9 protein-coding genes are annotated in these 14,842 nt (G+C 73.1%); 5 read left to right on the top strand and 4 right to left on the bottom strand.

Translation table 11 applies throughout. The features are described 5' to 3' along the window. Positions 1-63 precede the first annotated feature (63 nt). The 3 genes from KM427_RS06230 to KM427_RS06220 form a co-directional block, all read right to left on the bottom strand. A complete protein-coding gene (locus KM427_RS06230; RefSeq protein ID WP_215526644.1) occupies positions 64-1,500 on the bottom strand; it encodes a PepSY-associated TM helix domain-containing protein in 1,437 nt (478 codons plus the stop codon). An 84-nt stretch (positions 1,501-1,584) separates the two neighbouring features. Further along, positions 1,585-2,277, bottom strand: coding sequence for a hypothetical protein (locus KM427_RS06225; protein WP_183591401.1), 693 nt, complete (start codon positions 2,275-2,277; stop codon positions 1,585-1,587). Between the two features lie 40 nt (positions 2,278-2,317). Further along, entirely contained in the window at positions 2,318-2,842 is a 525-nt protein-coding gene (locus KM427_RS06220) for a MarR family winged helix-turn-helix transcriptional regulator (RefSeq protein WP_246389969.1), read from the bottom strand. A gap of 93 nt (positions 2,843-2,935) precedes the next feature. Between KM427_RS06220 and KM427_RS06215 the strand changes: the two genes are divergently transcribed. From KM427_RS06215 to KM427_RS06200, 5 genes are all read left to right on the top strand, one after another. Beyond that, the gene (locus KM427_RS06215; protein ID WP_183591402.1) at positions 2,936-3,568 is read left to right on the top strand and encodes a maleylpyruvate isomerase family mycothiol-dependent enzyme; all 633 of its coding nucleotides are present in this window, start codon (positions 2,936-2,938) and stop codon (positions 3,566-3,568) included. Between the two features lie 45 nt (positions 3,569-3,613). Further along, the gene (locus KM427_RS25690; RefSeq protein ID WP_281374565.1) at positions 3,614-3,748 is read left to right on the top strand and encodes a hypothetical protein; all 135 of its coding nucleotides are present in this window, start codon (positions 3,614-3,616) and stop codon (positions 3,746-3,748) included. A 49-nt stretch (positions 3,749-3,797) separates the two neighbouring features. Then, entirely contained in the window at positions 3,798-5,279 is a 1,482-nt protein-coding gene (locus KM427_RS06210; protein WP_215526643.1) for an ABC transporter substrate-binding protein/permease, read from the top strand. After that, entirely contained in the window at positions 5,276-6,040 is a 765-nt protein-coding gene (locus tag KM427_RS06205; protein WP_286674334.1) for an amino acid ABC transporter ATP-binding protein, read from the top strand. Before KM427_RS06210 ends, KM427_RS06205 begins: the two co-directional genes overlap by 4 nt. Positions 6,041-6,185: 145 nt before the next feature. Further along, on the top strand, positions 6,186-12,872 hold the full coding sequence (locus tag KM427_RS06200) for a metallophosphoesterase (RefSeq protein ID WP_215526642.1): 6,687 nt from the start codon (positions 6,186-6,188) through the stop codon (positions 12,870-12,872). A 289-nt stretch (positions 12,873-13,161) separates the two neighbouring features. On the opposite strand, the gene KM427_RS06195 is transcribed toward KM427_RS06200, so the two are convergent. Continuing rightward, on the bottom strand, positions 13,162-14,406 hold the full coding sequence (locus tag KM427_RS06195) for an HNH endonuclease signature motif containing protein (RefSeq protein ID WP_215526641.1): 1,245 nt from the start codon (positions 14,404-14,406) through the stop codon (positions 13,162-13,164). Positions 14,407-14,842: the final 436 nt, after the last annotated feature.

The raw sequence follows: 14,842 nt of genomic DNA, 5'->3' as shown, positions 1-14,842 counted from the left end.
GAACCGGGCGGCGGCACCGCGATGACGAGGTGCCGCCGCCCGGCGCGCTGCGACCGTCGCGGCTCAGGTGGTCCCGAACCACCGGCTCAGCGCCGGCACCCGGCGCAGCACCAGCTGGTCGAGCACCAGGATGACGAGCAGCGAGATCCCGAAGAACGGCAGGAACACCCCGAGCGCGACCAGCAGCACCACGAGCGCCGGGGTGCTCCGGACCGGCAGCCGACCGCGCGGTGCGCCCAGCGTGCCGCTGCCCCGCGGCCGGCGACGCCACCACATCAGCGGGCCGCTGACGCACATGAAGACGATCGCCACGCACATCAGCGCGGCGCCCCAGAACGACCACAGCCCGAGGCTGCGGCCCTCGTGCAGCCCGATGCCCTGGGCGACCACCTTCGCGAGCCGCGGGTAGTCGTCGAAGCCGTACGTCGAGACGACCTCGCCGCCGTATCGGCCCACGTGCACGGTGCGCTCGTCCGACGGCGCGTCGAACGCGTAGCCGATCACCGAGTACACCCCGCGCTCGTCGTCGGCCGCCGGCAGCGCCACCGTCATCGGGTGCCGCAGGCCGGCCAGGCCGGCGACCAGGACCGCGGTGTCGACGTTCGCGACGCTGCGCGCGGCGCCGTGCTCGGGTGCCGGGGAGGTCGGCACCTCGGACTGCTGCTGGGCCCACGGGATGTCCTGCGTGTGACTGTGCGGCAGCGACTCGTCGAGCGTGGAGATCGGGCTGCTGATCGCGCCGTGGTCCATGCTCCACATCGACGTGCCCCGCTGGCTGGCGAGGGTCTGCACCTTCGCGCCCCAGAAGTCCGTCCAGGGCAGGCCGCTGACCAGCAGCATCAGCAGGCCTACGCCGACTCCCGCCCCGACCAGGCCGTGCCGCCAGCGCAGCCGGGCACCCGCGCGGCCGGCCGACCGCGCCCGGCGCCGGGCCCGCCAGCCGCGCACGAACAGGTAGTAGCCGGTGAGCGCCATCACCAGCGCCCAGCAGGCGGCGAGCTCGATGACGTAGCCGCCCCACCTGCTCCCGGTCATCAGGTCGGCGTGCAGCCGGATCGCCGTGCCCGAGAGCGTCGTGTCGGGATCCATCGAGCCGAGCACCTCGGGGCCGTAGGGGCTGACGTAGACGTCGCGTGCCTCCCCCTCGGCGGTCTGGATCGAGACGATCGTCGGACGGTCCGCGCTGCGCGGCTCAGCCAGCGAGACCGCGGTCGAGCCGGGGTACGCCGACTCCACGACCGCGAGCTGCTGTAGGTAGGGCTGCGCGACCGCCCCCTGCGGGGCGTCGACCTTCATCAGGTCGGGGTGCAGCAGCGGTTCGAGCTGGAACCGGAACAGGTAGATCAGGCCGGTCACCGCGAGCAGCAGCAGCACGGGGACGACCACGAAGCTGGCGAAGAAGTGCCAGCGCCACACGGCGCGGAACCATCCGCCGCCGGAAGGTCTGGGCCGCCCGGGCGGGTCGGCCGGATCGCGCCGGGGCGCGAGGACGTCGGTCATGGGTCTCTCCTCGAAGCAGGTGGGCGCGCGGGTACGCGCGCGCACGCCGGGACCTCGGACGGGTCCGGCGTGGGTGGTGTGCGATCAGGCGGCGAGGAGAGGTGGGCCGCGACGGGAGTCGGGACGGACCAGCCAGACCGAGCGTGGCCCCGACGGGGCCCGCTCGGCGTCCACGGCGGTGACCCGCGGCGGGCCGAGGGCCGGTCGGAGCACCAGGACGGCCGCGAGCACCCGCCGCCCGGTCAGCGCGATCAGCGTCCAGAGGCAGCGCTCGCCGTACCCGAGCCACAGCCCGACCAGCGCGGCGGCCGCGAGGTGGGCGGCCATCATCGGCGCGTGGGCCGACAGGTCGGCGACGAGGTGGCCGACCGGCAGGCTGGGCGCGAGGCCGCCGGCCGCCTGGTCGGCGGCGCCGTCGTAGGCGTCCTGGAGCGAGCCGATGCGGCGGCCGTCGACCACGGGGAGACTGCCCAGCGCACCGGCGCGGGGTGTCGTGCCACCGGCCCGGTCGCCGACGTGGCCGGCGGTGACCGTGAGCACGAGGTGGATCGCGGCCTGCCCGCCCACGAGCATCCCGGCCAACCGCAGCGGCGAGGCCCGGCGGTTGAGCATCGGTGCGCTGAGCACCACCGAGAGCACCAGCAGGCCGACGAGGAGCGCCGGCCCGGGCAGCAGGCCGTCGGCGGTGACGTGGCCGACGACGCCGAGGAAGAAGGCGACGACCCCGAGCAGGCCGGCGCGTGCCCACAGCACGGCCGCGTCCACCCTGGTCGCCATGGCCAGCAGTGTCGCACGCTGCGGAGGAGCGAGGAGCCGATCAGTCCGACTCGACGGGGGCGCCGTCCGCGGGCGGCCCCGCCCACGGGTCGGTGATCTCGCGCAGCCGCAGCAGCGTGCTCCGCAGCTCGTCGGCCGCGTCCGCGCCGAGGTGCCGACGCCATTCGCCCTCGATCTGGTCCTGCACCCGACCGGCCACCTCGATCGCCGCCCGGCCGCGGGGCGCGATGGTCACGAGTCGGGCGCGGGCATCGGAGGGGTCGACGACGCGGGTGACGTAGCCCTGGGCCACGAGCTGGTCGACGAGGAAGCCGGCCGTCTGCTTGGTCACCTGCGCCGCGTCGGCCAGGGTCGTGAGCCGCGACCCCGCCGGGTCGATCCGCTGGAACACCCGGGCCTGGGAGAGCGTGATCGGGTAGCCGGCGGCGACGACCGCGTCGATGATGCGCTGCTCCAGGTGCCGGTAGGGCAGGAAGAGCAGGACGCCCAGACTGATGCCCGGATCCTCGGCCGGCGGACGCGGCCCGGCGGTACGGCGTACGGCCATCAGGTCACCCCTTGCCATGCGGCGATGCTCGCCGCACACTTTAGTCAGTCTCTCTGACTAATTTGAGCCCGGCTCGCCGGATCGGCGAGCCGATCGCGGGCGGGGGCAGGCATGGACATCGAGACCCAGTGGACCCACATCGAGTCCGAACGGCGCAGCCTGGGCGAGCTCCTCGACGGCCTCGCGCCGGAGCAGTGGGAGGCCCCGTCGCTGTGCACGCAGTGGCGGGTCCGCGACGTCGCCGCGCACCTGACGATGACGACCTGCGGCATGCCCACCCTGGGCGCGACCCTGGGCGGCCTGGTCCGCGCCCGCGGTCGACTCTGGGACTTCGGCCGCGACGTCGCGGTCGACTGGGCCGCCCGGCCGACCGCCGAGATCGCGTGCACCCTGCGCGAGCGCGCGTCGTCGCGCTCCCTGCCGGCGGTCGCCCTGGCGCGCAACGTGCTGCTCGACGTCGTCATCCACGGCCAGGACATCACGATCCCGCTGGGCATCGAGCGGCCGGTGCCGACCGAGGCCGGCCTGGCCGTCTTCGAGCGCGTCTGGAGCATGGGCTGGCCCTTCCACGCCCGCCGGCGGCTCGGCGGGTGCACGCTCCGAGCGACCGACGCCGACCTCAGCGTCGGCCGGGGTCCGTCGATCTCCGGGCCGCTCGCCGCGCTGATCCTGCTCGCGTCGGGGCGGGACGCGGCGGCGCTGGCGCGCCTCGACGGACCGGGGGTCGATCTGGTGCGGGCCTGATCCGGCGGCGCGGTGTGGTGGACGCGTCGTGGGTACCGGGTCGGCATGGATGCGTTCGGTCTGGTCGCGATGGTCGTGGTCACGGTGGGGGTCGTGGTGGCGATCCTGCTGTTCGAACGCCGTCGGGCCGAGGGGATCGAGCGCGATCTCACCGACGAGGCCAGGCGGAGACGGGAGTGAGCCCGTGCGCGCGGGGGGCCGGCGGTTCGCGACGCGGCGGCGCGGGTAGATGGGTCGGGTGCCGCTGCTCCGGGTCCTCGCGCTGCTCGCGATCGCCGGCGGCGTGCTGCTCGCCGTACCGCCTGCCGCGGCGGTCGACCGGCCGGCCGAGCGGGTCGTGCGGGTGGGCACCGAGGGCACGTATCCGCCGTTCACCTACCGCGACCCCGACTCCGGGGAGCTGACCGGCTTCGATATCGAGGTGGTCCGCGCGGTGGCCGAGGAGGCCGGGTGGGACCTGCGGCTCGTGGAGGCGCCCTTCGACTCGCTCTTCCCCGCGCTCGACTCCGGGCGCATCGACGTGATCGCCAACCAGGTCACGATCAACCCGGAGCGGCAGGCGCGCTACCTGTTCAGCACGCCGTACACCTACTCCCACGGCGTGATCGTCACCGCCCAGGACACCGACGACATCACGACGCTCGCGGACCTCCGGGGCCGCACCACCGCGCAGACCTCCAGCAGCAACTGGGCACAGGTCGCGCGCGACGCGGGCGCGGAGGTGCAGTACGTCCAGGACTTCGGCCCCGGGGTCGAGCTCCTGGTCCAGGGGCGGGTGGACGCGATCGTCAACGACAACATCGCGGTGCTCGACTACCTCGCCACCTCGGGCACCGACGAGGTCAAGATCGCCGGCGACGCGGGCGACGAGACCCTCGAGCAGGCGCTCGCCTTCCGCCGGTCCGACCCCGAGCTCCAGCAGCAGGCCGACGCGGCGCTGGCCACGCTCGCCGACGACGGCACCCTCGCGGCGATCTCCGAGAAGTACTTCCGCGCCGACGTCACCGTGCGGGAGCGCACCGGCGACGTCGACGTCCAGGCGTCGGACGCACGGACGACCTGGGAGGTGCTGCGCGACACCGCGGGACCGATGCTCGTCGGCCTGCTCAAGGGCACGATCCCGCTCACGGTCGTCAGCTTCGCGGTCGGCCTGACCCTCGCGGTCGGCGCCTCCCTCGCCCGGCTGTCGTCGGTGCGCGTCCTCGACGGGATCGCCCGGGTCTACATCTCGATCATCCGCGGCACCCCGCTGCTGGTGCAGCTGTTCATCGTCTTCTTCGGGCTCGGCCAGGTCGGCATCAGGCTCGACCCGTACGTCGCGGCCGGCATCGCCTTCAGCCTCAACGTGGGCGGGTACGCCGCGGAGATCGTGCGTGCCTCGATCCTCTCGGTGCCGCGGGGGCAGTACGAGGCCGCGACGGTCATCGGGATGGACTACGGGCAGTCGATGCGGCGGATCATCCTCCCGCAGGCGGCGCGGATCGCCGTACCGCCGCTGTCCAACACGCTGCTGTCGCTGATCAAGGACACCTCGCTGGCCTCGCTGGTGCTGGTGCCCGAGCTCTTCCGCGAGGCGCAGGTCGCGGCGGCGCTCAGCACGGAGTACCTGCCGCTCTACTGCCTGGCCGCCGCGTACTACTGGGCCGTCTGCCAGCTGGTGACGATGGCCCAGGCACCGCTCGAGCGACGACTCAGCAGGTACGCCGTATGACCGACCTGATCGAGGTGCGCGGGCTCGAGAAGTCCTTCGGCGACCACCACGTCCTGCGGGGCGTGGACTTCACCGCCGCCGCGGGCACCGTCACGGTCGTCCTGGGCCCGTCCGGCTCCGGGAAGACCACCGTGCTCCGCTCACTGAACGTGCTGGAGACCCCGGACGCGGGGCTGGTCCGGATCGACGACGCCGTCCTCTACTTCGGGGCGCCGCCGGCCGACCGGGCGTCGTACCGACGCGCGGTCACGGCGCTGCGGGCCCGCAGCGGCATGGTCTTCCAGGCCCACAACCTCTTCCCGCACAAGACCGTGCTCGGCAACCTCGTCGAGGGACCGGTTCAGGTCCAGCGACGCGATCCGGACGAGGCGGCGGCCGCCGCCCGCGAGCTGCTCGCCCAGGTCGGCCTCGCCGGCCGCGAGGACGCCTACCCCGCGCAGCTCTCCGGCGGGCAGCAGCAGCGGGTCGGGATCGCACGGGCGCTCGCGCTGCGTCCCGAGGTGCTGCTGCTCGACGAGCCCACCTCCGCCCTCGACCCCGAGCTCGTGGGCGAGGTCCTCGCCGTGATCCGCGACCTCGCCGCCGAGCGCTGGACCCTCGTCATCGTCACCCACGAGGTCCGCTTCGCCCGCGACGTCGCCGACCAGGTCCTCTTCATCGACGACGGCGTCGTCGCCGAGCGCGGCGGCCCCGAGGTGCTCACCGATCCCCGCGAGGAGCGGACCCGGCGGTTCCTCGCGCGGGTGCTCGACGCCGGGTAGCCCCGCCGGGGGCCTGCTGTGGCCCACGACACACCCGGCCGGCATCGCCGGTCGCCGGGGCGTCCGCGCCCGGACGCCGAAGCACCCCCGTTCGTTCACCCGTCTCCCCTTGGCTGAGCCCGGCCGGCTCGACGATGGAGGACGAATGAAGCACAGACCGCGCGGTCGGATCGCGCGCTGCCTCGGTGCAGCGCTGACCGGGATCCTGGCGACGGGGACGCTGACCGCGATCGCCGTACCCACGGCCCTGGCGGGGACCGCCGAGGAGCAGCGCCCCAGCTACCTGGGCAAGACGCTCTACACCGGCGAGTTCCACTCGCACACCTCGGTGAGCGACGGCGTGCAGCTGCCCGACGACGCCTTCGCCCACGTGCGCGAGGAGACCGACGCCGACTTCTTCGCGGTCTCCGAGCACGACGTGATGTGGGACCTGCGCAACGGCGACGACTTCATCGACGACTGGCGCGACGCCGACTCCGAGGAGTGGCGCTACGTGCACGAGGCGGTCGACCACTTCAACGGCGCCCAGGACGAGCTGGTCGCGGTCCCGTCGATCGAGACCACCTGGTACGACGGCACCGGGCACATCAACGTCTTCGACGCCGACTGGAAGGCGACCGCCCGCGCCACCGAGAAGGGCAGCGTCGACGGCTTCGCCAACTCCTTCGGGACCGGCGACCTGAAGTACGACATGTACACCTTCTTCGCCCGGCTCAAACAGGACCCCGACGCGATCGGCCAGTTCAACCACCCGAGCCCGCAGGGCAAGGGCAACTTCTTCGGCTTCAACGGCCTCGACCGCGAGGTCGACGAGCGGATGGAGCTGATCGAGGTCCGCAGCGACGCCCAGTTCACCCAGTTCGTCAAGGCCCTCGACACCGGCTGGCACCTCGCGCCGGTGTGGAACGGCGACGAGCACTCGGCCACCTGGGTCACGAGCAACCAGGCCATCACCGGCGTCTGGGCCACCGAGCACAGCCTCGGCGGCCTGTACGCCGCGATGCGGGACCGCAGCACCTTCAGCACCCAGGACGTCAACGCCACCCTGGCCTTCGGCGGCAACGACCGGCTGATGGGCTCGATCCTGCCCGCCGACACCGAGCACGTCGCGTTCGACGTCGCCCTCTCCGACCCCGACGCCCGCGACTCCTTCGCCAAGGTCGAGCTGATCGGCAACGGCGGGCAGGTCGTGCACGCCTTCCCGGACGTTTCCGGGAACGACCTCGAGCTCCGGCACGAGCTCGACGTACGCGACGGCGACTACTACCTGCTCCGCGCCACGCAGGCCGACGGCCAGACCGTCGTCTCCGCCCCGATCTGGATCGGCGAGACCACCCGGGGCGCCGACTACGCGCCGCGGATCACCGTCCCCGCCGACTACCCCGCCACCGTGAGCTACGGCGCGGAGATCGCCCTGCCCGCGGCGACCGCGACCGACGACTCCGGCGCCACGCCAGCCGTCACCTACGAGGTGTACGACGCCGCCGGACTGGTCCCCGTCGACGACGGCACGTTCCGGGTGCGCAGCTACGACGACCACTTCGTGGTCGTCAAGGCCGAGGACGCCTCGGGCAACATCGGCGCCGAGCTGATCCGCCTGGTCGTCGACCAGGCCGAGCTCGACCCCGCCGGGGTGTTCCAGTACTTCGGCAGCACCGCGGTCGTGGCCGAGCGGGCCGGCGGCACCGGCATCGCGGTGTCCACCGACCGCGTCGTCGAGCGGGTCTACGCCCAGGTGCTGCCCGCCGACCGCGACGACTGGTCCACGGCCGAGGTGCTGACCTCGACCAACGACCGGCCCTACGAGGTCAACACGATCGGCAACGACGAGCCGACCTATCAGCACTCCATCACCGGTCAGACCTTGCGCAGCCACGAGTTCGACCTCACCGGGCTCACCGAGGGCGACCGCTACCACTACCGCTTCGGCGTCGCGGTCGACGGCTCAGCGCCCGCCGCGAGCGACGCGGCCTGGACCGACGTCCAGGGCGAGTTCGTCGCCGGCGGCAAGGGGAACGAGCCGATCTACGCCATCGGCGACCTGCAGGCCACCACCCACGACCCCGACGACCTCGGACTGCTGCGCGACGTGCTGGCGCGCCTCCAGGAGGAGGTGCCGGGCGGCCGGACGCTGCTGCAGACCGGCGACCTGGTCGACAACGGCGGACGCGGCCAGTACTGGCAGGAGGTCTTCGACCATGTCTTCGACGGGCTGGACATCCAGTACGCGCCGGTCGCCGGCAACCACGAGACCTACGGCGACCTGGACTACAACAGCGTCAGCGACGACCGCACGACGATCTTCGGCAACATGTTCGACACCCCGAAGAACGGCCGCATCGGGGAGAGCAACTACTCCTTCGACCGGGGCGACGTCCACGTCGCGGTGCTCAACTCCGTCGTCGACATGGACCGGCAGCTCGCCTGGCTGGCCAAGGACATCCGGGCCTCGGACCGCACCTGGAACGTCGTGACCGGCCACTACTCCTACTACGGCGGCTCGCACGGCAACGACGGCCCGCTCGCTGCGGACCGACCCAAGCTGACCGCGGCGTTCGAGAAGCTCGGCGTCGACCTCTACATCGGCGGCCACGACCACATCTACAAGCGCTCCACCATCTACGACGGTCGCCTCGCGGAGACGCCCGCGGAGGAGGCCGAGGGCACCACCTTCGTCACGCTCGGCTCCGCCGGGCCGAAGTTCTACGGCAACGTCGTGCACTGGTGGGACGACGTCGTCTTCGACGAGGACACCCAGCTCGGCACCGTCCTCGAGGTCGTGGACGACGGCCTGCGGCTCACGACGTACACCCTCGACGGACGCACCGTCGACACCTACACCGTGCGCAAGCCCCAGGGATCGTGGCGGGTCACCTCCACCGACGTCGAGGGCCGGGCGATGGAGGGTGTCGGCGTCGTCAGCCACGAGGGCTCCCCCGACGAGGCCACCGTGATCGCGGCGACCTACGACCGCACGGGGCGCACGCTGCGTGAGGTCCGCGAGGTCCGCGTCGAGCTCGACCACGAGGGCTCGGAGCAGTACACCACCTTCGACACCCCGCTCCCCGTCAACCCGAGCGACACCGTGAAGGTCTTCGCCTGGGACGGCCTGGCGACGGCCCGGCCGATGAAGGGCGCCACGCTGGTCCGGGAGGGGATCGAGGGGCAGGGCACCGCCGCGGACCCGTACCTGATCAACGCCGCCGGCGACCTCGACAAGATCACCAACGACCCCGAGGGGCACTACCTCCTCACCACCGACCTCGACCTCGGCGGCACCACCCGGTCACAGCTCGACCGGTTGGTGACCTTCCGCGGCGTCTTCGACGGCGGCGGCCACACGATCCGCGACTTCACCACGCCCGAGACGCAGGGCGTCGGCCTCTTCGCCGACAACTACGGCACCGTCCGCAACCTGGTCGTCGAGGGCGAGGTCGAGACCGACCGCGGCACCGTCGGCCTGGTCGCCGACCAGAACCACGGCCTCATCGAGCGGGTCCGCACCGCCGGATCGATCGCCGGCGCCACCCGGGTCGGCGGCATCGTCGGCGACCACTACGGCACGATCCGCGACTCCTACTCGACCGCGGCAGTCACCACCACCGGCCTGTACGCCGGCGGCGTGGTCGCCATCGCGATCGGAGGCTCGGTCACCGAGCGGGTCTACGCCACCGGCACCGTGAAGGCGACCGGACGCAACGCCGGCGGCGTGGTCAGCTACGGCTACGAGAACACCCGGGTCGGCAACGTGGTCTCCCTCAACGAGCGGGTCCAGGCCCCGTCCTTCGCCCACGCGATCGTGGGCCGGGTCTCCGACGGCCAGATCGCCGACCTGGCACGCAACTACACCAGCTCGGCGGTGACCGTCCTCGGCGAGAGCCTCACCGAGCCGCCGGCCGCGGACAACTGGCGCGGCGAGGTGGTGCCGGCCGCGACGCTGCGCACCGCGGCGTTCTTCGCCGATCTCGGCTGGGACCTCGACGGCGTCTGGGAGTGGCACCCGGACGCGAAGCGCCCGCTGCTGCGCCAGGCGGCCGAGGAGATCGACCTCGGCACCGTCCGGCCGGCGCTGGATCGGGACGACGACGGCGCCTGGCTGGTCGCCGCGCCCGACGACCTGCGCCAGGTGGTGCAGTTCCCTGACGAGTCCTACCGGCTGGCGGCCGACCTCGATGTCGCCGGTCACGACCTGCCGCAGCTGGGCAGCGCCCGCGCCTTCAACGGCGTCCTCGACGGCGACGGGCACCTGATCAGGGGCTGGAGCTCCGCCCAGGGCGGCCTCTTCTCCCTGATCGGGGCCGAGGGGCGGGTGCAGGACCTCGGCATCGTCGGCCTGGCGGTCACCAAGCCCACGGCGCGGGGCGGCGGCCTCGTCGACACGCTGCGCGGCACCGTGGAGCGGGTGTGGACCTCGGGCTCGGTGCGCGCGCAGTCCTACGCCGGCGGCATCGCGGGTGAGTCGTTCGGCACGATCCGCGACAGCTACTCCACCGCGACGGTCGCCACGACCGGCGGCAACTATGCGGGCGGCATCATCGGCGTCGCCGACTCACCGTCCACCACGGAGCGGGTCTACGCGACCGGCGTGGTCAACTCCTCCGGCACCTCCGCCGGCGGGGTGAGCGGCTACGCCCGCAACAGCGCCACGATCGTGCGACAGGCGTTCGCGCTCAACCCCTCGGTCACCGGCACCACCACCTCGCAGCGGGTGGTCGCGCGCTCGGCGAACGGCGAGACCGCGACCTTGGAGCGGCTCTACGCCGTCGAGACGCTCTCGGCCGGCGTCCAGAGCAGCACCGCCGTCGGCCCGCAGACCCTCAACGGGGAGACCCGGACCGTCGCGCAGGCCGGGTCGCCGGCAACCTGGCGCGACGACGTGGGCCTCGACCTCGACGGGGTCTGGGCATGGCACGCCGACGGCAAGCGCCCGGTGCTGGTCGAGGCCACCGAGGAGATCGAGGTCGCCGACCACCCGGCGCTCGAGCAGGAGGACGGCACCTGGCTGGTGTCGCGCGCCGTCGACCTGCAGCAGGTGGCGCTCTTCCCCGCCGAGTCCTACCGGCTGACCGCCGACCTCGACCTCACGGGGCAGCCGGTGCGGATCGAGAGCTTCAGCGGCAGCCTCGACGGCGGCGGCCACGCGATCCGCAACCTGGCCGCCACCCAGGGCGGCCTCTTCGGGACCATCGCCGCCGACGGCCGGGTCCACGATCTCGGCCTGGCGGACGTCGCGATCGCCAAGGCGACGCTGAAGGCGGGCGGCCTGGTCGACACGCTGCGCGGCACCGTGGAGCGGGTGTGGACGTCGGGATCGGTGCGTGCGCACTCGTACGCCGGCGGCATCGCCGGTGAGTCGTTCGGCACGATCCGCGACTCGTACTCGACCGCCGAGGTCACGGCGACGTCGACGAGCTACGCCGGCGGCATCGTCGGCGTCGCCGACTCGCCCTCCACGACCGAGCGCGTCTACGCCACCGGCGCGGTCCGCGCGACCACGGCCTCGGCCGGCGGCCTGGCCGGCTACGCCCGCAACAGCGGCTCCGTCGTACGCAGCGGCGTCGCGCTCAACCCGAGCGTGACGGCCACCGCGGACGCGAGCCGGATCGTGGCGCGGTTCGCGTCCGGCCAGACCGCCACGCTCGCCGACCTCTACGCGCTCGACACCCTGGTGCCGAGCGTGCAGACGAACGCCGCGACCGGCCCGGGCACGCTCAACGGCGCGTCGCTGACGGCCGAGGAACTGGTCCAGGCCGCGGCCTGGACCGCGGCCGGCTTCGACCTCGCGTCGGTGTGGAGCTGGGACGACGAGCGCGGGCGACCGGTGCTGTCCGGCGCCGCCGGCAGCGTGGTCCGGCCGGCGGCGTACCGCCCACGGAAGACAGGGCCGACGCGGGTGATCTCCGACTCGGCTCCCGCCCGGTCGCACGAGGTCGTCATCGACGGTGACGGCACCGCGACCGTCACCGTGGGCCTCGGCAGCGCCGCCGCCGACGCGCCGGCCGGCATCCTGGTGCTGCGCACCGGGGCGGACCCGCGTGCGCCGCGCGCGGAGGACATCGTCTTCGTCGACCAGCGCGCCACGGACGCCGCGGGCCGGCTGTCCTTCGAGGCCCACCTGGGCGCCTCCACCGAGGGCCTGCGGCTCGCCGTCGGCGTAGCGGGCCAGACCGATCGGTACCTCGCCTGGCTCGACCCGCAGACCGGCGGTGGTGGCCCGGTGGACCCGGTCGACCCCGGCGGATCGGGTGATCTGGAGCGGGCAGTGCCCGAGCTCACGGCGGACCGGCTGGTCGCGGCCTGGGGCGAGCGGGTGACCCTGCGGGTGCGCGCCGGCGGAGCCCGGGGTCCGGCGAGCGGCGAGCTCCGGATCACCACCGGCAACCGCACCCTGGCCACCGGCACGCTGAGCGGCGGCGCGGCCAGGGTGGCGCTGCCGCGCCGGTCGCTGCCGGTCGGGCGACACGTCGTGACCGCGTCGTACGGCGGCGACGGCTCCTACCTCGCCCGCACCACGACGGTCCGGGTGCGGGTGACCAAGGCGGCCGGCACCCTGCGCGTGGCCACGGTGACACCGAAGAGGATCGAGGCGAAGCGCACCCGGGCGAAGGTCCGGCTGCGACTCGACGCGCCCTCGGGCGTCTCGACGAACGGCACCGTGCGGATCCGGGTCGCGGGCCGGACGGTGCGCGCGAAGCTCCACGACGACGTCGCGAAGGTCCGACTGCCCCGGATCCCGAAGCCGGGGGCCACCAGGCTGGTGGCGGTCTTCCCCGGCAACGCCGAGGTGCAGCCGACCCGGGCGAGCGTCCGGATCCGGGTAGTCCGCCGCTGAGACACGACCCGGCGGAGTCTCGCCCCGAAGATCCTGGATTGCCTCGACGCCCCGGCAGGGGCAGGCTGGTGCCCAGGTTGGGAGTCTCCGGGCCCGGCCTCACGCAGATCGGGCCCGGGGACTGCACCGCCTCGGGTGCCGCCGAAGATCCTCAAAACTGACGAGTTCGGGATGCCCCGGACCGGGGTAGGGATCTCTGCGGACCCGTCCGCTTTCCCCCGGAGCGGACGGGTCCCTTCCACACCCGTCGCCGTCCACCGGGGACCTTGGTCTGGCCCGAACCGACCTGTCACGTCCGTCGGTGGAAGCGGATCTTCCCGGTGGGCAGGTACGTGGTCTGGTAGGTGGGGTCGTGGATGAGGGTGTGGTGCCAGGCGCAGAGGGAGGCGCTGTCGTGGAGGTTGGTGTGGCCGCCGTCGGTCCATCTGGTCTGGTGGTGGGCGTGGAGGCCGGTGGTGCGGTCGCAGCCTTCGGCGCGGCAGCCGCGGTCGCGGAGGAACATGGCGATCCGTTGGTGCTCGGTGTGGTAGCGGCTCCGCCGGCCGAGATCGAGCGGGACCGAGGCGCTGCCGAGGACGGCGGGAATGATGCCCGCCTCGCACGCGAGCCGGCGGGCCATCGCGGGTGAGATCTGGTCGCCGGTGTCGAGGAGCCCGGCCTTCTCGAGGCGTCCGGTGAGGATGTCTTCGTCGATGACGACCACGACGGTGGCGTTGACCCCGCCGGTGGTGGGGAGCCGGTCGGTGGGGTAGCGCTCGATCAGCTCGCACAGCGCCCGGCCGAGTGCTTCGGGTCCGGGTCGGCGCTCGATGCCGGGGCCCTGGGTGGCGGCCAGGTGCTTGGGGGCGGCGAGCGCGTGCAGCATCTTCTTGAGTGCTGCGGCGTGGTAGGTCGGCAGCGTGAACCGGCCCCGGGTGGTGCCGTCGCCGTCGTCGGCCATCGTGAGCGAGCAGGCCCGCAGCGCGGCCGCTTCCTGGCGTTGCAGGATGTCGGCTTCGTGGGCGTCGGCCTCGTCGGGGGCGATGACCTCCCACAGCCGCCGGCCCAGCCGGCCGAGTGCCTTCGCGTCGTGGTGACGCGCCTCGGCGAGTAGGTGCGCCTCGGCCTTGGCGAGGGTCTCGGGGCCGAGGTCGGTGGGGAGTCGGTCGACCCACCGGATGACGACCCGCGCCCGCTCGGCACAGATGTCCCCGGCGGCGAGCGCCTCACGGGTCGACGCGTGGGCCTCGAGGTCGTGGCCGAGCCGCACCGCGCCGTACGCGGCCGCCCGCGTGGTCTTCGTGGTGTGGGCCAGCCAGTTCGCCGCCGACGACGCACCCACCTCTACGCCGACGTGGATGGTGTCGGCGTGCGCGGCGACCCGGGCCTGCAGCTCGCTGACCTGCGCGGCCAGCCGGGTCAGCTCGACCAGCGTCGCGCCGGCCTCGGCCGGGTCCATGGACCACACCGACGCATCTGCCACCGAGTCGGCGAGATCGCGCATCTGCGCGGTCGTCGTCGACACCCGGTGTCGCGGCGTGGCCTGTGCTGTCATGACCCCTACTCAAGCACCCGCCACCGACACTCAAGGCCCTGAATCCCCTTGTTTCACAGGGTTCTGGGTCACGAACAGGTCACGATCCAGCGTGCTTCTCCACACCCGGGCCGGGTGCCTGTGGAGGGGTGGTTTCGAGACAGGCGCCAGCGCGCCTTCCTCAACCACCGTGCCCCCCGACGACGGTGGTTGAGGAGGTTGCGCCAGCAACCGTCTCGAAACCACCACGCCCAACGCGACCCGGTCCCGACCACAGCCCGGCCTCCCGACGGGTGGTTTCGAGACAGGCGCTAGCGCGCCTTCCTCAACCACCGTGAGCGATCGCAGTGCCGAGGACGGTGATTGAGGAGGTTGCGCTAGCAACCGTCTCGAAACCCCGCTGCGTCGGCGGATGCGGTGGGTCGGGTGCTGGGTGGTGGTTTCGAGACAGGCGCCA

The organism is Nocardioides sp. LMS-CY, assembly GCF_018732145.1.
GTDB lineage: Bacteria > Actinomycetota > Actinomycetes > Propionibacteriales > Nocardioidaceae > Nocardioides > Nocardioides soli.
Note: the sequence above shows the minus strand (reverse complement) of the source record. Positions and strands in the feature narration are given on the sequence as shown.

Excerpts from the sequence above, each read along its gene's own strand:
- KM427_RS06195 (WP_215526641.1), bottom strand. The coding sequence starts at position 14,406 with ATGACAGCACAGGCCACGCCGCGACACCGGGTGTCGACGACGACCGCG.
- KM427_RS06205 (WP_286674334.1), top strand. The coding sequence starts at position 5,276 with ATGACCGACCTGATCGAGGTGCGCGGGCTCGAGAAGTCCTTCGGCGAC.
- KM427_RS06225 (WP_183591401.1), bottom strand. The coding sequence starts at position 2,277 with ATGGCGACCAGGGTGGACGCGGCCGTGCTGTGGGCACGCGCCGGCCTG.
- KM427_RS06230 (WP_215526644.1), bottom strand. The coding sequence starts at position 1,500 with ATGACCGACGTCCTCGCGCCCCGGCGCGATCCGGCCGACCCGCCCGGG.
- KM427_RS06220 (WP_246389969.1), bottom strand. The coding sequence starts at position 2,842 with ATGGCAAGGGGTGACCTGATGGCCGTACGCCGTACCGCCGGGCCGCGT.
- KM427_RS06210 (WP_215526643.1), top strand. The coding sequence starts at position 3,798 with ATGGGTCGGGTGCCGCTGCTCCGGGTCCTCGCGCTGCTCGCGATCGCC.
- KM427_RS06200 (WP_215526642.1), top strand. The coding sequence starts at position 6,186 with ATGAAGCACAGACCGCGCGGTCGGATCGCGCGCTGCCTCGGTGCAGCG.
- KM427_RS25690 (WP_281374565.1), top strand. The coding sequence starts at position 3,614 with ATGGATGCGTTCGGTCTGGTCGCGATGGTCGTGGTCACGGTGGGGGTC.
- KM427_RS06215 (WP_183591402.1), top strand. The coding sequence starts at position 2,936 with ATGGACATCGAGACCCAGTGGACCCACATCGAGTCCGAACGGCGCAGC.